Origin of the sequence: Pseudoalteromonas sp. HF66 (genome assembly GCF_011806445.1) — a bacterium.
GTDB lineage: Bacteria > Pseudomonadota > Gammaproteobacteria > Enterobacterales > Alteromonadaceae > Pseudoalteromonas > Pseudoalteromonas apostichopi.
This window is the reverse complement of sequence record NZ_JAATOU010000008.1, coordinates 135,284-154,298: the sequence shown is the minus strand read 5'-3', so window position 1 is coordinate 154,298 and position 19,015 is coordinate 135,284. Positions and strand designations below refer to the sequence as shown.

Annotated in this window: 15 protein-coding genes; 10 read left to right on the top strand and 5 right to left on the bottom strand. The window is 42.1% G+C overall.

What is annotated here, in order from left to right:
• Positions 1–16: 16 nt before the first annotated feature.
• The 6 genes from bamA (at position 17) to HCZ11_RS10275 (ending at position 5,941) form a co-directional block, all read left to right on the top strand.
• Positions 17–2,488: an outer membrane protein assembly factor BamA gene (gene bamA / locus HCZ11_RS10300; protein ID WP_130051020.1), complete on the top strand. Its 2,472-nt coding sequence runs from the start codon at positions 17–19 to the stop codon at positions 2,486–2,488.
• 12 nt (positions 2,489–2,500) lie between these two features.
• Entirely contained in the window at positions 2,501–3,019 is a 519-nt protein-coding gene (locus HCZ11_RS10295) for an OmpH family outer membrane protein (RefSeq protein WP_130051021.1), read from the top strand.
• Positions 3,020–3,028: 9 nt separating this feature from the next.
• On the top strand, positions 3,029–4,069 hold the full coding sequence (lpxD, locus tag HCZ11_RS10290; RefSeq protein ID WP_130051022.1) for a UDP-3-O-(3-hydroxymyristoyl)glucosamine N-acyltransferase: 1,041 nt from the start codon (positions 3,029–3,031) through the stop codon (positions 4,067–4,069).
• 10 nt (positions 4,070–4,079) lie between these two features.
• Positions 4,080–4,532 (top strand): 3-hydroxyacyl-ACP dehydratase FabZ, encoded by a 453-nt coding sequence (gene fabZ / locus HCZ11_RS10285; protein ID WP_054562040.1) that lies wholly within the window; start codon positions 4,080–4,082, stop codon positions 4,530–4,532.
• A gap of 2 nt (positions 4,533–4,534) precedes the next feature.
• Positions 4,535–5,305, top strand: coding sequence for an acyl-ACP--UDP-N-acetylglucosamine O-acyltransferase (lpxA, locus tag HCZ11_RS10280; RefSeq protein ID WP_054553112.1), 771 nt, complete (start codon positions 4,535–4,537; stop codon positions 5,303–5,305).
• Positions 5,306–5,572: 267 nt separating this feature from the next.
• Positions 5,573–5,941 carry a septal ring lytic transglycosylase RlpA family protein gene (locus HCZ11_RS10275; protein WP_167658374.1) on the top strand — a complete coding sequence of 123 codons (369 nt, stop codon included), beginning with the start codon at positions 5,573–5,575 and terminating at the stop codon, positions 5,939–5,941.
• Here HCZ11_RS10275 and cydC read toward each other — a convergent pair.
• The 5 genes from cydC to HCZ11_RS10250 are packed head-to-tail and all read right to left on the bottom strand — an operon-like array spanning position 5,938 to position 12,307.
• Positions 5,938–7,677 carry a thiol reductant ABC exporter subunit CydC gene (gene cydC, locus HCZ11_RS10270; RefSeq protein ID WP_167658373.1) on the bottom strand — a complete coding sequence of 580 codons (1,740 nt, stop codon included), beginning with the start codon at positions 7,675–7,677 and terminating at the stop codon, positions 5,938–5,940. The genes HCZ11_RS10275 and cydC overlap by 4 nt on opposite strands.
• Entirely contained in the window at positions 7,670–9,430 is a 1,761-nt protein-coding gene (gene cydD / locus HCZ11_RS10265; RefSeq protein WP_167658372.1) for a thiol reductant ABC exporter subunit CydD, read from the bottom strand. The genes cydC and cydD overlap by 8 nt, the downstream gene beginning before the upstream one ends.
• Positions 9,420–9,572, bottom strand: coding sequence for a cytochrome bd-I oxidase subunit CydX (gene cydX, locus HCZ11_RS10260; RefSeq protein ID WP_036969707.1), 153 nt, complete (start codon positions 9,570–9,572; stop codon positions 9,420–9,422). The genes cydD and cydX overlap by 11 nt, the downstream gene beginning before the upstream one ends.
• 12 nt (positions 9,573–9,584) lie before the next feature.
• Positions 9,585–10,724, bottom strand: a complete 1,140-nt coding sequence (gene cydB, locus HCZ11_RS10255; protein ID WP_130051026.1) for a cytochrome d ubiquinol oxidase subunit II — start codon at positions 10,722–10,724, stop codon at positions 9,585–9,587.
• Positions 10,721–12,307: a cytochrome ubiquinol oxidase subunit I gene (locus HCZ11_RS10250; protein ID WP_130051027.1), complete on the bottom strand. Its 1,587-nt coding sequence runs from the start codon at positions 12,305–12,307 to the stop codon at positions 10,721–10,723. Before HCZ11_RS10250 ends, cydB begins: the two co-directional genes overlap by 4 nt.
• Positions 12,308–12,728: 421 nt before the next feature.
• Between HCZ11_RS10250 and lpxB the strand changes: the two genes are divergently transcribed.
• The 4 genes from lpxB to accA are packed head-to-tail and all read left to right on the top strand — an operon-like array spanning position 12,729 to position 18,945.
• Entirely contained in the window at positions 12,729–13,886 is a 1,158-nt protein-coding gene (gene lpxB, locus HCZ11_RS10245; RefSeq protein WP_167658371.1) for a lipid-A-disaccharide synthase, read from the top strand.
• A complete protein-coding gene (gene rnhB / locus HCZ11_RS10240; RefSeq protein ID WP_130051029.1) occupies positions 13,876–14,481 on the top strand; it encodes a ribonuclease HII in 606 nt (201 codons plus the stop codon). Before lpxB ends, rnhB begins: the two co-directional genes overlap by 11 nt.
• Positions 14,481–17,972 carry a DNA polymerase III subunit alpha gene (dnaE, locus tag HCZ11_RS10235; RefSeq protein ID WP_130051030.1) on the top strand — a complete coding sequence of 1,164 codons (3,492 nt, stop codon included), beginning with the start codon at positions 14,481–14,483 and terminating at the stop codon, positions 17,970–17,972. The genes rnhB and dnaE overlap by 1 nt, the downstream gene beginning before the upstream one ends.
• A 16-nt stretch (positions 17,973–17,988) precedes the next feature.
• On the top strand, positions 17,989–18,945 hold the full coding sequence (gene accA / locus HCZ11_RS10230) for an acetyl-CoA carboxylase carboxyl transferase subunit alpha (RefSeq protein WP_130051031.1): 957 nt from the start codon (positions 17,989–17,991) through the stop codon (positions 18,943–18,945).
• The last annotated feature ends 70 nt before the right edge of the window (positions 18,946–19,015 follow it).

The following is a 19,015-nucleotide window of genomic DNA, read 5'->3' as shown; positions in this document are numbered from 1 at the left end:
GGATAAAGATAACAAAATGGCTATAAAAAAACATTTGGCAGTTTCAAGTTTATTAGGTGCTAGCTTTGCAGCCCTAGGCCAAAACTCCTTTATTGTAGATGATTTAAAAGTTGAAGGCTTACAACGTGTTGCACTCGGTGCTGCGTTAACACATATTCCTATCAACGTGGGCGATAATATTGATGAGTACACAATTTCAAGAACCATAAAGGCTCTCTATCGTTCAGGTCACTTTGACAATATTAAAGCGTTACGTGATGGCAACAGTGTTATCTTCCGAGTGACTGAGCGCCCAACGATCAGCATGATCGAATTTGATGGCAATAAAGACATCAAAGATGAGCAGCTAAATGAGTCGCTAGACCAGCAAGATATCCGTACTGGTGAGCCGCTTGATAAAACAGTCCTTGATAACATTGAAAAAGGCTTAGTTGAATTTTTCCATAGTATTGGTAAATACAATGCAAAAGTGGATGTAAGCATCATTAAGTTACCGCGTAACCGTGTAAAACTAATGTTTGAATTTGATGAAGGTGATGCAGCTTCAATTCGTCAGATTAACCTAGTTGGTAACGAATTATTCTCTGATGAAGAATTGCTTAAGTTAGCAGAGTCTCAGCAAGATCTGCCGTGGTGGCAATTCATGTCTAGCGACCGTTATCAAAAGCAAACCATTGAAGGCGATTTAGAAAAAATTCGCAGCTACTACCTTGACCGTGGTTACTTACGCTTTAATATCGATTCAACACAAGTATCAGTAAGCCCTGAGCGTGATTCTGTTTATGTTACGGCGAATATTACCGAAGGTGTTAAATACAAAGTTAAAGGCTTTGACTTTATTGGTGACTTGCTAGGTCGTGAAGAACTAATTAAAAGTGTTATTCCGCTGAAAACTGGCGAGCTTTATAATGGCTCTGTGGTTACTTCTTCTGAAGAGTTTATTAAAAGCTACTTAGCACGTTTTGGTTATGCTAATGCTGAAGTACGAACAATCCCAGAGATTGATGACGAAAATAAAGAAGTTCAGCTAACGTTATCAGTAAACCCAGGCAAGCGTGTTTATGTTCGTCGTATTATTGTGGGTGGTAACCAAAATACCTCTGATGAAGTTGTACGTCGTGAAATGACACAGCTTGAAGGTGCGTGGCTATCAAACCAAAGCCTTGAGCGCTCTAAGCTACAAATCCAGCGTTTACCTTATATGGAAAGCGTTGATTTCAATGTTGTTCCAGTCCCTGGTGTTGATGACCAAGTTGATGTTGACTTTACTGTTAAAGAACAATCTGCAGGTAGCTTCAATGCTGGTCTTGCTTATGGTTCTTATTTGGGTCTGCAATTTAACATTGGTGTGAGTGAGTCAAACTTTTTAGGTACTGGTAACCAAATTGGTTTTAACATTAATACTTCACGTGGTTCTGAGCGTGTCAGCGTTTCTTACACAGACCCTTACTTTACTCCAGACGGTGTATCGCAAGGTAGTAGTATATTCTACAGCAACTATGATGCGAGCAAGTTCAGCCTAATCGACTATAAGTCAAAGAGTTATGGTATTGGTACTAATATTGGCTTCCCAATTGATGCTGTAAACCGTATTAACTTTGGTGTCCGTTGGGTGCAAGAAGAGTTATCTGATATTGCTGAATATGAGCAAACACGTGTTATTCGTGAAACTTTCTTAGATCCTGAAAATCCAGATGCTGGCTTTGATTTTACCAAGTACGAGTTAAGCGCAGGTTGGTCACGTGTTACTGTTAACCGTGGTTTATTCCCAACAGCAGGTTCGCGCCAATCACTTAACTTAACAGCAACAACCCCGAACTCTGATTTACAGTACTTTAAGTTAAACTACGACTCGCGTTTCTACTGGCCAATCAGTAATGACCATCGTTGGGTATTTTCAACTCGTGCAGCACTTGGCTATGGTAATGGTTATGGAACAACGAATGGTTATGACCAAACACTACCGTTCCAAGAGTTCTTCAGAATCACTGAGATGGAATTACGTGGCTTCGATCGAAATACGATTTTGCCACGGGCTGTATCGCGTGTTCCGCAAAATATTCCTGGTACACCATTACCTGATGGCACTACGACTGGTAGCATTGGTGGTGCATCAGAATTTGACCAACTTTACACAGCAGGCCGAATTGGTGGTAACGCCAAAGCGGTAGCAGGGATGGAGCTAATTGTTCCAACACCTTTCTTAGATGAAGAAAACACCAGCTCTGTACGTACCAGCTTCTTCGTAGATGCAGCTAACGTATGGGATACAGAGTTTAATATTGACCGTTATCAAAACCTGTCAACAGATCAGCGTGCAAAATTGGATGATTATTCAGATCCAATGCGCTTTAGGGTTTCAACCGGTCTTTCTCTACAATGGATCTCTCCAATGGGTCCAATGCTGATCAGTTTTGCGTATCCATTGCAAAAAGAAGAAGATGACGATACGAAGACCATCAGCTTTAACATTAGTAATACATTCTAAAGGAGTTTTTTCGTGAATAAATCAATTAAATCAACAGCTTTTGCACTACTTGCCACCTTATCTATGGGTCTATCTACTAACGCATTTGCGCACAAAGTAGGTATTGTTGATATGCAAGAAATCTACAAGCAAATCCCACAAATGGCAAAAGTAGAGCAAACGCTAGAAGCTGAATTCTCTGAGCGTCGTCAAGAGCTTGAAAAGCTTCAAGGTGATATTCGTTTTGAAGCTGAAAAGTTCAAGCGTGAAGCGACAACAATGAGCGATAAGCAAAAAGATGAATTACGTACTAAGATTCAAGGTATGCAACAGCAGCTTGCAGAAAAAGGTCGTCCTTTAGAGCAAGAAATCAAAATGCGTCAAAACCAAGAACTAGCTAAAGTTCAAAAGCTAATCTTGGATGCAATCGAAGAAGTCGCAAAAGCTGGCAAATTCGATGAAGTTAAAGTTAAAGAAACAACGATTTATGTTAACCCTAAAACTGTCGATGACTTATCAAGTAAAGTTGTTGAAAAAGTAAGTAAGCAATAGAAATCATATATGCAAAACTACACGCTTTCGCAGATAGCGGATCTTCTGGGCGCTGACCTTCAAGGTGACGGCGCCACAGAGATTAAAAAAATATCTACACTTGCAAATGCCCAACATGGGCATATTGCATTTTTAGCGAACAAGAAATATCGCTCGCAATTAGATGATACTCAAGCAAGTGCAGTGATTTTGTCACCAGCAGACGCTGAGTACTTTTCAGGTAATAAACTTGTTGTTGCAAACCCTTATGTTTGTTACGCAAAGCTCGCTCAATTGATGGACACCACACCGCGCTCTGCAGTGTCGGGTATTCACCCAAGTGCAGTCATTCACGATTCAGCCTCTATTGGCCATAATGTCGCGATCGCAGCCAATGTGGTAATTGAAGCGGGTGCTGTTATTGCTGACAATGTGCAGATTGGCCCAGGCTGTTTTATCGGTGAGCAAGCAAAAATAGGTCAAGGCACAAAGCTTTGGGCAAATGTTAGCGTTTACCATGAAGTTGAAATTGGCAGTGACTGTTTATTCCAAGCGAATACGGTCGTGGGCAGTGATGGTTTTGGTTACGCTAACGAGCGTGGCGAATGGGTGAAAATACCGCAACTTGGTCGAGTTATAATCGGTGATAAGGTTGAGGTAGGTGCGTCTACCACGATTGACCGTGGCGCACTAGACGATACTATCATCCACAGCAATGTAATTATCGATAATCAATGTCAAATAGCGCATAATGTCGAGATCGGTTCAGGTACAGCGGTTGCTGGTTGCACGGTATTTGCTGGCAGCACAGTGATCGGTAGGAATTGTCAGATTGGCGGCATGGTTGCAATTAATGGTCACATTAGCGTATGTGATGGTGCTATAATCACTGGCATGAGTATGGTGACTAAGGCAATCACAGAACCTGGAATTTATTCTTCAGGCTTGCCACATTTAACCAATAAAGAATGGCGACGTAGTATTGCCCATATCCGTAACCTTGGCGATATGAAAGACCGCATTAAAGCACTTGAGTTACTGACAAAGTCACTCAATATTGAAGACAAATAAGGATGCTATTTTGGCAAATGAATTAAATAGTCTTGATATCCAAGATATCTTGAGTTTACTTCCGCATCGTTACCCGATGCTACTTGTTGACCGTGTACTTGATTACACGCCAGGCGAGTCGTTACATGCTATAAAAAACGTAACAGTGAACGAACCTATTTTTACGGGTCATTTTCCTAATCAACCTATCTTTCCAGGTGTGTTGATTTTAGAAGCAATGGCACAAGCAACTGGCTTACTTGGTTTTAAGACAGTTGAAAATCGCAGTGATAACGAACTATATTTATTCGCAGCGATCGACAATGCGCGATTCAAACAGCCGGTATTACCTGGTGATACCATGCATTTGCATGTAGAGTTTGTAAAAGAGCGCCGCAATATATGGAAATTTGCAGCAGAAGCAAAAGTTGACGGCAAAGTAGTGTGTACTGCCGAAATCATGTGTGCGAGAAGAGAGTTTTAATAGTGATCCATCCTACGGCAATAATCGAACCAGGTGCAAAACTTGGAAATAACGTATCAGTTGGCCCTTATAGCTATATCGGTAACGATGTAACTATTGGTGATAACTGTATCATCGAATCTCATGTGGTTGTAAAAGGCCCATCGACGATTGGTTCTGGTAACCATATTTTCCAATTTGCTTCGGTTGGTGAAGCTTGCCAAGATAAAAAGTACGCTAATGAGCCAACAACCTTGATTATTGGTGACAACAACGTGATCCGTGAGTGTGCAACTATTCACCGAGGTACAATTCAAGATCAAGGTGTGACAAAAATTGGTAGCAATAACCTATTCATGGCTTACACACACGTTGCACATGATGCAGTCGTGGGCGATAACGTTATTTTTGCTAACAATGCCTCTGTTGCTGGCCACGTTCATGTAGGTGATTGGGTGATCCTTGCAGGTAATTCTGGTGTGCATCAGTTCTGTAAAATCGGTTCTCATGCCTTTGTTGGTATGTACTCAGGTGTTAATAAAGATGTACCGCCATTTGTAACAACTATTGGTACGCCGGCGGGCCCTGTAGCAATCAATACTGAAGGCATGAAGCGCCGAGGTTTTGAAAGCGATGAAATCATGGCCACACGTCGTGCATATAAAACACTTTACCGTAAGAGCTTAGGTGTTGAAGAAGCAATCGCTGAGCTAAGCGAAGATGCTGCGAAGTACCCAGCTGTTCAGCTGATGATAGACTTTGTGAAAAGCTCTGAGCGCGGAATTATTCGCTAAATAAGCGATAGACTAAAAGCCACCGTAAGGTGGCTTTTTTGTTTTATAGTTCAGGTTTTGCTAATACCAATCCGCAAAAATACTTAATCATTTTGAGGGATCAAACCTGTCGCTACCTGCGTTAAAAATTTCTGATTTAGAACAACTAAATAACGAAATTTTTGCCTTGTTATCAACGAGGTTTTATTGCCTCAAAATAGACCATTTAATTAAGCGAATTGGTATAAGCGCTTGCTACCTTTATGGTAAGAAAAAGGATTATATAATATGAACAAACTCATCCTCTTTGCATTATTAAGCTTAATTATAACTGGTTGTAGTAGTGCGCCTTCGGTATCTAAAGGAGTGATTGAAAAAGGCAAAGCCAGTTATTACGCTGATAAATACCATGGCCGAACTACAGCAAGTGGAGAGGTGTTTAATCAACAGGCATTGAGCGCGGCTCATCAGACGCTTGGCTTTGGCAGCAGAGTAAAGGTCACCAATATTAGTAACAATAAAAGTGTAATTGTTACCATTAATGACCGCGGCCCATTTATCCGCGGTCGTATTATCGATTTATCAAAAAAGGCGTTCTCACAAATTGCCTCTGTAAAGCAAGGTGTGATTGACGTCACAGTTGAGCGACTCGATTAAAAACGGGTGATGAGCTCCACGTAATCAGCTTCATTCGCCACTAATTCTGCATGACTTGCAAGCGCTCTTACTTGTCCTTGTTCTAACCAAATAACCTTATCAACACGACTTAGCATTTCTGGATCGTGAGTAATGGTCAGCATAGTTTTATCGGCCCATATTTTTTCAAGCGTAGTGAGCAATTTCTGCTTGGTATGGTTATCTAGGCTCTCTGTTGGTTCATCAAGAACAATTAAATTACCTTCCCTTAATAGGGCTTGGGCAATGGCGATTCGACGTGACTGACCATGTGAAAGTTTTCTTCCCGCGGTGCCTAAACGGGTATTAAGGCCGGTCTTTAAGTTCTTTAGCCAAGAGCCAAGTTCAGCTTGTTCACAGGCTTCAATAAGCATTTCATCAGTCGCCTCTGGCGCTGCATAGCGAAGATTCTCACGAAGCGTACCATCAAAAATATGATGTTGCTGAGCAACAATTGTCAGCTGCTTAAAGCGTGTTGCAGCCGTCATGCTTTCTAGTTCAAAGGTACCTTGATCTGTAATGAATTTTAATGAGCCTGATTGCTTTGGCCAAAGGCCTGTGAGTAAGTTAACAAGAGTAGTTTTGCCACTGCCACTGGCACCCACTAGCGCAACCTTACTCCCCGGTGTAATCACAAAATTGATATTATTAAGAGCTTTGTTTTTCGCTCCTGCGTATTGGTAATTTACCGCAGCCAGTTCAAGACCTATTGCAGATTGGTGAGCTAAGCAGTTTTGCTGTTTACTTAGATGGCTGCTGTGCTTATCTTCAAGTGCAAACAGTCGCTTTGCAGCACTTAGGGTGAGTGGCAACTCGATAAATGCAGTGGGCAAGGTGAGCACTGTTTCAAAACTTGCTAATACAAATAACGCGAGCATCGCCAGTTCAACGTTTTTCATGGTTCCCATTGCAACCAGTGGAATTATCATAAATACACTGGCTAGCATGGTAAGCTGTATCACCAAAGTGCTTAAGCCATTGCTGTTTGCAACGGCTTTGTGGCGGTTATAGAGCTGGCTGTTGTATTGCTTACTCAGTAAGTCACAATGGGTTAATTGCGCTTCTTGTGCTTGATAAACAGCAAGCTCTCTTGCACCTTTTAGAGTATCGGCAAGTTCAGACCTTAATTCTGCTGAAATTTGTGTTTCTGCATCTGCTTGTCGGTGAAGTTTACGGCTTAATATTGCTGGTAGCAGTACGCCAATAATCATCAGTGAAATAAAGCAGACTAATGCAACCTCAGCGCTATACATAGCCATAAATGCCATTACGATAGGGATGCTGATAATCGCGACGATAATGGGAAGCAGCACATTTAGGTAAAACTTATCTAGCGCATCAACATCGTTTTGTAGGCGGTTAAACAAATCGCTACTACGACTCATTGCTAAGTCAACGTTGTTTAGCTGGCTGAGGGTCCTGAACATTTTTACGCGAAATTCGCTCAGTAATAAAAAGGTGGCATTATGAGTTATCATCCGCTCACCGTAACGTGAAGCTGTGCGTACTATCGCTAAAAAGCGGATCACCCCAGCTGGAGTAAAGTAATTCATCTGCACTCCGGCAATACCAGCGGCTGCCATGGCTGCTAAAAACCAGCCCGAAATAGCGAGTAAGCCAACGTTAGCAAGTACCGTTAAGCTTGCTAAAAAAGCACCCAGTAACAGCATGCCAGCATGAGGCTTGCATAGCTTTAATAAGCGTATAAAGTTATGCATGGGCTTCACCTTGGCTCACGAGTTTAGCAAAGAGGCCTGCTTGTTCAATGAGTTGCTGATAATGACCAGATTCAACAATTTGACCTTGTTGCATTACGTAAATATTATCCGCCTGTTTTACCGTATTAAGCCTGTGAGCAATAACCAACACGAGATGGTTTTTTGCATAATCTTGAATTGCCTGATTGATTAGGCGCTCTGTTTGGCTGTCTAAGTGCGCTGTAGGCTCATCAAGCATTAGCACAGGGGCATTCTTTAAAAACGCACGGGCAAGGGCTATGCGCTGCTTTTGCCCCCCAGAGAGGCCTTCTCCTTGCTCACCTAATAAGGTATTAAATCCATCAGGTAAGGCGTTTATAAACTCTAGCGCACCTGCTCTCATTGCGGCCTCGTCGAGTTCTGTTTGACTTGCATCTGGTTTAGCTAATCTCAGATTGTCTGCAACAGTTCGATAAAATAACGTGGCTTGTTGTGGGATCCACGCAAGTTGTGCTTGCCAATCATGTAAAGCAATAGTGCTTAGTTGCTGTCCGTTAATGATAATGGCACTGCTGGCTTGATGATGAAAACCCAATAGGCAATCAAATAAGGTACTTTTACCAGAGCCACTTTCACCCACAAATGCAATTAGGCCTTTTTTAGGTAGGGTTAAGTTTATATCAGTCACCCCTTCATTTGTTTCGGGGTAGTGGTAGCTAAGCGCACTCAGTTGTATGTCTTTTAGCGGTAACTCAAGTTTAGAGGAACCTAAATGTTCATCGGCGTCGCTCTGATTAATTATGTCGACCATATCAGCAGCGGCGCTAATACCCTCGAGCTTTGCATGGTAATGAGTGCCCATTTGTCGAAGTGGTAAGTAAAACTCAGGAGCCAGTAATAGCACTACAAATCCGGTGGCAAAATCGAGCGTACCAAAAAACAGTCTAAAGCCAATGATCACTGCAACAAGTGCAACACTAATAGTGGCTAAAAACTCAAGTGCGAAAGAAGATAAAAAGGCAACTTTCAATACTCCCATGGTTGCACCACGGTAATCATCAGAAATCTGACTGATACTATTTAGCTCACGCTTGGTTGCATTAAATAGTTTTAATTGAGTAAGCCCTTGTAGGCGGTCGAAAAAGTAATTGCCGAGTACAGCAAGTTGCTGCCAACGTTCTTGGTTGAGCTGCTCAGCTTTATGGCCCACTAAAATCATAAAAAATGGGATAAGCGGGGCTGTTAAAAGAAAAATGAGCCCAGCTTTGTAATCGGTTGGAAAAATCACTACTAATATAGCCAAAGGGATCAGTGCGCTGTATGCCACGCTGGGGATGTAGTTTGCGTAGTATTGATGCAGCGCTTCAACACCATTATGTAATGTATTAAGCGTTGCGCCATGTCCTTTTTGTTCACTATAGGCCGGACCAAGTTTGGTTAACTTTTCAAGTAATGTATTGCGCATCACGTTTTTTATTTTTAATGCGGCAATGTTACTTACTCGCTCACTAAGAGCAACAAGCACAGCGCGTAGTAAGATAAGTCCAGCAAGAGGCCATAACAAGGGGGTTACAGCTTGCAAGTCTGCTTGCTCAAACATGACTTGATGAACAGCGTTTGCAAGAAGATAACAAGAGGCAATCATTAATAGGGCATTGAGTGTACCCAGACTAATGCTTAATTTAAGAAGTCCTGAAGCGGACTGACTATACTGCTTTAAAAAAGCGCGCAGCGTTTGCTGCTGCGCGCGATTTGGTCGGGGTTTAGTTGTCATCGTTGTTTTTGAGTCTCGCGTACAGCTCTAGCTCATCATCAGCGATAGAATCTTTATGTTGGTGAAATTCGTACCACATTACGTTAATCACCCCAAGAGTACAGGCTAATAGAACACCTAATATCCAGGCAAAATACCACATATTTAAATCTCCTTAATAGCTACCGTGGGTGTTGTTTTCAATTTCATTGATGGTTACTTTGCGCCACATTTTCACATAACACCATGTCGTGTAAATAAGAATAAGTGGTACAAAAATAACGGCAGCGAAAAACATCACGTTTAATGTCATATGGCTCGAAACTGCATCCCACATAGTTAGACTAATATTTGGGTTATTGCTCGAAGGCATAACGAACGGGAACATTGACATACCCGCAGTCAATATCACACCTGCTAGCATTAAGCTTGAAGCGATAAGTGCCATCGCTGGTTTTTGTAATTTAGATAACACAATTGCCAGTGCAGCCATGATAAAAGCAAGAGCAGGGAACAGCATTGTTAATGGCATTTTTGTATAGTTATCAAGCCATGCACCAGGTGCCTGAGTTACTGTTTTAGCCAATGGATTTGCAAAGCCTTGTGTATCGCCCATGCTAACGATTTTATAACCGTCAATTTGAGATACCCACACACCTGCTAAGGCAAATAATACAATAAACGCCATAAGTGCATATTGGCCATATTGTGCTGAACGTTTTGCTACTTCTGCATCAGTTCGAAGTTGCAACCACATACCCGCATGACCAACTAGCATAAGTACACTAACGAGACCAACGACGATGGCAAACGGGTTCAATAACGCAAAGAATGAACCTTGGTAGCTAACACGTAGTAGATCATCGATATGATAAGGCACACCTTGTAATAGGTTACCAAAGGCAACCCCAAATACGAGTGCTGGAATAAAGCTACCTGCAAACAGGCCCCAATCCCAGTTATTACGCCAGCGTGGTGAATCTATTTTTGAGCGGTAATCAAAACCAAGCGGTCTGAAAAATAGCGCAAATAACACCAGCATCATTGCAAAGTAAAAGCCAGAGAATGCGGCTGCATACACCATAGGCCAAGCAGCAAAGAGGGCACCACCTGCGGTGATGAACCATACTTGGTTTCCATCCCAGTGAGCGCCAATGGTGTTAATTACTGTACGGCGTTCAACATCAGTTTTACCAACCAGACGAAGCAAAATTGCCACGCCCATATCCATACCATCGGTCACTGCAAAGCCAATCAGTAATACACCAATTAACAGCCACCAAATTAGTTTTAGTGTTTCGTAATCAAAAATCATGACTGAGCTCCTTCGCTTACAAGTGAATCCGCTTTGGCAAGTTCATGGTGATATTTACCGGTATGAAGCGAGCTTGGACCTTGTTTAACAAAGCGCAGCATCAACCAGCCTTCAACTGCAGCTAGACCTGTATAGAATACTAAGAAACCAGTAATACTAATCAATAAGTCATTCACCGTCAGCGACGAGGTTGCCAAGAAGGTCGGTAGAATTTCTGAAATTGCCCAAGGTTGGCGACCGTATTCTGCAACAATCCAGCCAAACTCAATGGCAATCCAAGGAAGTGGAATACTCCATACTGCAGCCCAGAGTAACCAACGCTTTTGCTCAATAATACGGTGTGCATTGTAATAAAACGCCAGAACAAATACGCCAAGCATAATGACACCACAGCCAACCATGATTCTAAATGACCAGAACATAGGGCCAACTTGAGGGATTGAGTCTTTCACTGCTTTTTGAATATGTTCTTCTGTTGCATCTACCACGTTAGGTGTGTAGCGCTTAAGTAACAAACCATAGCCAAGATCAGCTTTTAAAGTATCGAATTTAGCAATGTTTTCAGGGGTGTCTTCACCACCACGAAGCTTCTCTAGGTATTCGTATGCAATCATGCCATTACGAATACGCTCTTCATGCTGTGCTTCGAGGTCTTTAATGCCTGTTACTTGCTCATCAATTGAGCGCGTTGCAATGATACCTAGCGCATATGGAATTTTAACAGCAGCGTGGGTTACTTGCTCTTCAGAGTCAGGAATACCTACCAGTGTGAATGCAGCAGGGGCTTCTTCGGTGTGCCACTCAGCTTCAATGGTAGCGAGTTTTACTTTTTGCACCTCGCCAACTTCGTAGCCAGATTCATCACCAAGTAAAATAACACAAAGAATAGACGCTAAACCAAAACCTGACGCGACCGAGAACGAGCGTTTTGCAAAAGCAAGGTCGCGACCTTTTAAGATGTACCAGCTACTAATACCAAGTACGAACATAGATGCTGCAACATAGCCTGCTGATACGGTATGAATAAACTTAACTTGTGCGACTGGGTTAAATACCAATTCAGCAAAGCTGGTCATTTCCATACGCATGGTTTGGTAATTAAATTCAGCACCTACCGGGTTCTGCATCCAACCATTTGCTACTAAAATCCATAGCGCAGATAAGTTAGTACCTAATGCCATCAAGAAGGTTGCAGCAAGATGCTGGCGTCGTGTCAGTCGTTCCCAGCCTAAAAAGAACATACCCACAAAAGTTGATTCTAAGAAGAAAGCCATTAAGCCTTCAATCGCTAGTGGAGCACCAAAAATATCGCCCACATAGTGAGAGTAATAAGACCAGTTGGTACCGAACTCAAACTCCATGGTAAGGCCTGTGGCCACACCAATCGCAAAGTTAATACCAAATAACTTACCCCAGAACTTAGTCATATCACGATAAATTTCTCGACCAGTCATCACGTAAACGGATTCCATGATCACCAAAATCCACGTCATACCTAAGGTAAGTGGGACAAATAGGAAGTGAAATAGGGCAGTGATTGCAAATTGCAATCGCGATAGATCCACAAATGTTTCATCTATCATTGTTAAGCTCCTTGTTAGCGGGTGCGGTAGACACGACAAATTATCGGTTATAAAGTTTCAGTAATTATTGAAACTTTGCAAATAGTAAACCTGTATTCATTTTAGTCAATAGGAAAATATGAAATAAAGATGAATTAATTATGTTCATCTTTTCTACAGATTAGAGATAAAACTCTAAAATTTCAAATATTTAATCGTTATAAAAAGCCTGTTAGCTATGGCTTATTTTATTCTTTTTCATATATTTTTTTTAGCAAGCGGCAATAAACCTGCACGATTCGCGCTTAAGAAGCTCAATCATTGAGCAAGTAAGCACGCTAATTTCGATTTCTAGTATTTATTAACTCTGTGACATTTATCCGACTGCTAAAACACGGTAAACTCATTTTTATTAGTGCCAAAAGTTGCGAATTATCAACGAATGAAAGAACATACAAAGCCGTTACGTATTGCCTTGGTGGCAGGTGAGTTATCTGGTGATATTTTAGGTGAAGGGCTAATAAAAGCACTTAAACGCCGTTTTCCGGATGCCATATTTGAAGGGATTGCGGGCCCGCGTATGCAAGCGGCTGGCTGTAAAACATTATTCGATATGGATGAATTATCGGTAATGGGTTTAGTTGAGGTACTTGGCCGGTTACCTCGCTTACTTAAAATACGCAAACAATTGGTGCAACATTTTATCGACAATCCACCGGATGTATTTATTGGTATTGATGCGCCTGACTTTAATTTACGTGTTGAAAAACCGCTAAAAGAAGCAGGCATTAAAACAGTACAATATGTTAGTCCATCAGTGTGGGCGTGGCGTGAAAAACGTATTCATAAAATCAGTGCAGCCACAAATTTAGTGTTGGCATTATTACCGTTTGAAAAAGCCTTTTACGATAAACACGGTGTACCATGTACTTTTGTTGGGCACACGCTTGCCGATGATATTGCACTTGAGCATGACCAAACCGAGGCTCGTAACAAACTTGGTTTAGCACAAACAGATAAAGTGCTAGCGTTATTACCGGGTAGCCGTGGTTCTGAAGTGGGGCTTTTAAGCGAAACCTACATCGAAACGGCATCTAAACTACAAGCACAAAATCCTGATCTTAAAATTGTGGTGCCATTAGTTAATGAGAAACGAAAAGCACAGTTTTGTGAAATTTTAGAAAAAACAGATCCTGAGCTAAAACTGCAATTATTGGATGGTCAGTCAAACCTTGCAATGCAAGCAGCGGATGCCATTTTACTTGCCTCAGGAACCGCAACACTTGAAGGCATGTTGTATAAAAAGCCGATGGTCGTGGGCTACAAAATTAAGCCTATGAGTTATTGGATATTCAAAACATTATTCACTTTTAACATTAAATATTTCTCGTTGCCTAACTTATTAGCCAATGAAGAACTAGTACCAGAATACCTACAATCAGAGTGTAATGTTGATAACTTATCAGCTGCGCTAACACCTATGTTGAATACGGATAACAGTGAACTAAAAGCGCGCTTTTTAGCCATCCATAAAGACATAAGATTAAATGCCAATGAACAAGCTGCAGCAGCAGTCGCGGAGTTACTAAATGCAAATTGAACGACCGAATGTTAATTATATTGCTGGTGTAGATGAAGTTGGCCGTGGTCCATTGGTCGGTGATGTTGTTACCGCTGCGGTGATACTCGACCCAAATAAGCCTATTGCAGGTTTAACCGATTCTAAAAAGTTATCAGACAAAAAACGTCAATTATTGGCTGCAGAAATAAAAGAAAAAGCGCTGTGTTATGCCATTGGTCGCTGTAGCCCAAGTGAAATTGACGAATTAAATATATTGCACGCCACTATGCTAGCAATGAGTCGCGCAGTTGAAGGCTTAAGTGTTAAACCTGAGTTTGTTTTTATTGATGGCAACCGTGTGCCAAGCCAACTGACAGTTCCAGCACAGGCGGTAGTAAAAGGCGATAGCTTGGTCGAAGAGATTTCAGCTGCTTCTATTTTAGCTAAAGTTGCCCGTGATGATGAAATGATTGAGCTTGATAAGCGTTATCCTGATTATGGCTTTGCAGGCCACAAAGGCTATCCGACTAAAGCGCACTTTGCGGCACTCGAACAATACGGTGCAATTGCAGAACATCGTAAAAGCTTTAAACCTGTTCAGCGCATTTTGGCGTTAAAAGGAGAGCAATTGTAATGCCAGCGCCGCAATTTGTTCACTTACGTGTTCACTCAGATTTCTCAATGGTGGATGGTCTAGCTAAAACTAAGCCGATTGTAGCTAAAGCAGAAGAGCTGCAAATGCCTGCATTGGCTATTACCGATCAGATGAACTTATGTGGTTTGGTGCGTTTTTATGGTGCTGCCCATGGTGCCGGTATTAAGCCAATTGTCGGCGCTGATTTTTGGTTAAGAAGCCCTGAATTTGAAGACGAACCTAGTCGTATTACCATCTTAGCGAAAGATAACGAAGGCTATAAAAACCTTACTTTATTGATCTCTAAAGCATATCAGCGCGGACATTTATTTCATCGCCCTGTGGTTGACCGTGAATGGCTGGTGGAGCACAAAAATGGCCTAATCTTATTATCTGGTGCGAAAGATGGTGACTTAGGTAAAGCCCTATTAAAAGGTAACCCTGGGCTCATTGAATCGGTAGTTAGCTTTTATAAGCAGCATTTTAGCGATCATTATTACATTGAGCTTATTCGTACTGAGCGTGCTTTAGAAGAAGACTATTTACACCTAGCTGTTGAGCTTGCTGCAAAAGAGCAGTTACCCGTGGTGGCAACTAACGAAGTAGTGTTTTTAAAACCAGAAAACTTTGAAGCCCACGAAATCCGAGTTGCAATCCATGACGGTTACACATTAGAAGATAAACGTAGACCAAAACGCTTTTCTGAGCAGCAATATCTTAAAACAGCGGAGCAAATGGCTGAGCTATTTAGCGATATTCCAGAAGCGTTAGAAAACACCGTTGAAATTGCCAAGCGCTGTAATGTGACCGTGCAGCTAGGGACTTACTTCTTACCAGATTATCCAACTGGATCGCTGAAAATTGACGACTTCTTGGTAAAGGTTTCTGAAGATGGTCTTGAAGAGCGTTTACAGTTTTTATTCCCCGATGAGCAAGAGCGTAAAGAAAAACGTGTTGAGTATGATGAGCGTCTAAAAATAGAGCTTGAGGTAATCAACCAAATGGGGTTCCCTGGTTACTTCTTGATCGTAATGGAGTTCATCCAGTGGAGTAAAGATAACAATATTCCGGTAGGACCAGGGCGTGGTTCTGGTGCTGGTTCGCTAGTTGCTTATGCACTAAAGATTACCGACCTTGATCCGTTAGAATTTGACTTACTATTCGAACGTTTCTTGAACCCTGAGCGTATCTCAATGCCCGACTTTGACGTCGACTTCTGTATGGACCGACGCGATGAGGTAATCGATCACGTAGCGGCGCTTTATGGTCGTGACGCGGTATCTCAGATCATCACTTTTGGTACCATGGCCGCAAAAGCGGTTATTCGGGACGTAGGCCGTGTATTAGGTCACCCTTACGGCTTTGTTGATCGTATTTCGAAATTAGTACCGGGCGATCCGGGTATGACCTTAGCTAAAGCCTTTGATGTTGAGCCACGTTTACAAGAAGCCTACGACGGTGATGAAGAGGTAAAAGAACTTATCGATATGTGTCGCATCCTTGAAGGGTGTACACGTAATGCCGGTAAACACGCTGGTGGTGTTGTAATATCTCCAACTACTATTACTGACTTTGCGGCCCTTTATTGTGATGATGAAGGTAAATTCCCAGTAACGCAATTTGATAAAAACGATGTTGAGACGGCAGGCTTAGTTAAGTTCGACTTCTTAGGTTTAAGAACGTTAACTATCTTGCAGTGGGCGCTTGATATGACTAATGAGCGCTTAGCCCGAGAGGGGAAAGAGCCGGTTGATATCAACGCTATTCCTCTTGATGATAAGCCAAGTATTGAGTTACTGCTACGCGCCGAAACCACCGCGGTATTCCAGCTAGAATCTCGTGGTATGAAAGATTTGATTCGCCGTCTGAAACCCGACTGTTTCGAAGATATGATCGCACTGGTAGCACTATTCCGCCCAGGTCCATTGCAATCAGGCATGGTAGATAACTTTATCGACCGTAAGCATGGTCGAGAAGAAATATCCTACCCAGATGTTCAATGGCAACATGAAAGTCTGCAGCCAATATTAGAGCCAACCTACGGTATCATTCTATACCAAGAACAAGTAATGCAGATTGCGCAGGTTCTAGCAGGTTATACGCTAGGTGGCGCTGATATGTTGCGTCGTGCGATGGGTAAGAAAAAGCCAGAGGAGATGGCAAAGCAGCGTTCAACCTTCGAAGAAGGAGCTGTTAATAACGGAGTTGACGGCGAACTTGCAATGAAAATCTTCGACTTGGTAGAGAAGTTCGCAGGTTATGGTTTTAACAAATCTCACTCAGCTGCTTATGCCTTAGTATCGTACCAAACACTGTGGATGAAAACCCACTACCCAGCAGAGTTTATGGCTGCGGTAATGTCGGCGGATATGGATAACACCGATAAAATTGTTACCTTGGTAGATGAATGTGAAAACATGAAACTGACCTTGCTACCACCAGATGTAAATGCCGGTGAGTACAAGTTTACGGTTAATCTACAAGGTGAAATTGTCTACGGTATCGGTGCAATTAAAGGGGTCGGTGAGGCGCCTGTTGAAGCTATTTTAGAAGCTCGTAGCGAAGGTGGTCCGTTTAAAGACTTATTTGATTTTTGTGCCCGTGTTGACTTAAAGCGTTTAAATAAGCGTGTTGTTGAAAAGCTTATTTATGCCGGAGCACTCGATCAACTCGGCCCAGATAAAACACAGCCTGGTCGTGCTACCTTATTGGCTAGTTTAAAAGATGCAATGCGAGCAGCCGATCAGCATCATAAGGCTGAGTCACTAGGGCAGGCAGATTTATTTGGTTTACTTGCGACAGAGCCAGATGAAGTTGAACAAGCATTCATTAAAGCAACCGATTTAACCGACAATGAGTGGCTTGATGGTGAGAAAGAAACCTTAGGCCTGTATTTAACTGGCCACCCAATTAATCAGTATCGTAAAGAGTTAAAACACTATACAACGGGAAGACTAGTCGATTTACAGCCAACTAATCGCGATGTGCAGTCCACAGCTGCAGGCTTAGTGATTTCTGCCCGAACCCTGATAAACAAAAAGGGAAATCGTTGGGGTCTTGTAACTTTAGATGACAAGAGTGCCCGTATTGATGTACGCTTATTCCCAGAACAGTTTGAAATGTACCAAGATTTGCTGCAAGTAAACAATATCTTGGTAATATCAGGACAGGTCAGCTTTGATAACTTCTCCGGTGGCATTACAATGACCGCTAGAGACATATGCACCATCGCTGAGGCGCGAGAAAAACGTATAAAAGCGATTAAAATGACCTTAAATATGGTGCAGATCGAGGCGAACTTCTTCGATAATTTACAAAAAGTACTGGAACCTTATAAGTTTGGTACTTGTCCTATTAAAGTATTCTATCAACGTCCGGATGCGTTGGCTGAGATTACTTTAGGAACCGAATGGTGTGTTACGCCGAGCGATGACTTAATTCACAAGTTATCGCTTATGGCGGCGCAAGATGTAGAACTAGAATTTAATTAATTAGGTAGTTTAGAGCATGAGCCTCAATTATCTTGATTTTGAGCTTCCAATTGCAGAATTAGAAGCAAAAATTGAAGAATTACAAAATGTAAGCCGCGCTGGCGAATTAGACCTTGGATTAGAAGAGGAAGTCAGTCGATTAAAAGAGAAAAGTGCTGAAATGAAAGAGAAAATTTTCTCTGAATTAGGTGCTTGGCAGGTTTCTCAGTTAGCCCGTCATCCGTTGCGTCCTTATACTCGTGATTACATCGAGCGTATTTTCACGGAATTTGACGAACTAGCAGGCGACCGTACTTTTGCTAACGACCCAGCTATTTTAGGCGGTGTTGCACGTTTTGATGGTCAACCAGTGATGGTTATTGGCCAACAAAAAGGTCGTGATACTGCAGAAAAAATTAAACGCAACTTTGGTATGCCAAAGCCAGAAGGTTACCGTAAAGCACTACGCTTAATGGAAATGGCTGAGCGTTTCAAAATGCCAATCATGACATTCATCGACACGCCAGGTGCATACCCAGGTGTTGGTGCAGAAGAGCGTGGTCAAAGTGAAGCTATTGCTCGTAACCTTAAAGTAATGGCTGCATTAAAAGTACCAACCATCTGTACTGTGATCGGTGAAGGTGGTTCTGGTGGTGCATTAGCAATTGGTGTGGGTGACCGCGTTAACATGTTGCAATACAGCACTTACTCAGTTATTTCACCAGAAGGTTGTGCATCAATCTTATGGAAAAGCGCAGACAAGGCACCATTAGCTGCAGAAGCAATGGGTGTAACTGCTGCACGTGTTAAAGAGCTTGATTTAATCAACAACGTAATTGATGAGCCGCTAGGTGGCGCACATCGCAATTATGATGCCATGGCTCGTAACCTTAAAAACCAACTTAAGCGTGATCTTGCTGAGTTACAAGGCCTTTCACTTGATGAAATGCTTGATCAGCGTTACAAGCGTTTAATGTCGTTTGGTTATTGCTAACACAGCAAATAAATGAAAAAAGCCGCTTTTGCGGCTTTTTTTGTTTTATAATGCCGATAACTCAGGCGCT

Coding starts and splice junctions, on each gene's coding strand:
- bamA (WP_130051020.1), top strand. CDS start 17: ATGGCTATAAAAAAACATTTGGCAGTTTCAAGTTTATTAGGTGCTAGC.
- lpxD (WP_130051022.1), top strand. CDS start 3,029: ATGCAAAACTACACGCTTTCGCAGATAGCGGATCTTCTGGGCGCTGAC.
- HCZ11_RS10275 (WP_167658374.1), top strand. CDS start 5,573: ATGAACAAACTCATCCTCTTTGCATTATTAAGCTTAATTATAACTGGT.
- cydC (WP_167658373.1), bottom strand. CDS start 7,677: ATGCATAACTTTATACGCTTATTAAAGCTATGCAAGCCTCATGCTGGC.
- cydD (WP_167658372.1), bottom strand. CDS start 9,430: ATGACAACTAAACCCCGACCAAATCGCGCGCAGCAGCAAACGCTGCGC.
- cydX (WP_036969707.1), bottom strand. CDS start 9,572: ATGTGGTATTTTGCCTGGATATTAGGTGTTCTATTAGCCTGTACTCTT.
- cydB (WP_130051026.1), bottom strand. CDS start 10,724: ATGATTTTTGATTACGAAACACTAAAACTAATTTGGTGGCTGTTAATT.
- HCZ11_RS10250 (WP_130051027.1), bottom strand. CDS start 12,307: ATGATAGATGAAACATTTGTGGATCTATCGCGATTGCAATTTGCAATC.
- lpxB (WP_167658371.1), top strand. CDS start 12,729: ATGAAAGAACATACAAAGCCGTTACGTATTGCCTTGGTGGCAGGTGAG.
- rnhB (WP_130051029.1), top strand. CDS start 13,876: ATGCAAATTGAACGACCGAATGTTAATTATATTGCTGGTGTAGATGAA.
- dnaE (WP_130051030.1), top strand. CDS start 14,481: ATGCCAGCGCCGCAATTTGTTCACTTACGTGTTCACTCAGATTTCTCA.
- accA (WP_130051031.1), top strand. CDS start 17,989: ATGAGCCTCAATTATCTTGATTTTGAGCTTCCAATTGCAGAATTAGAA.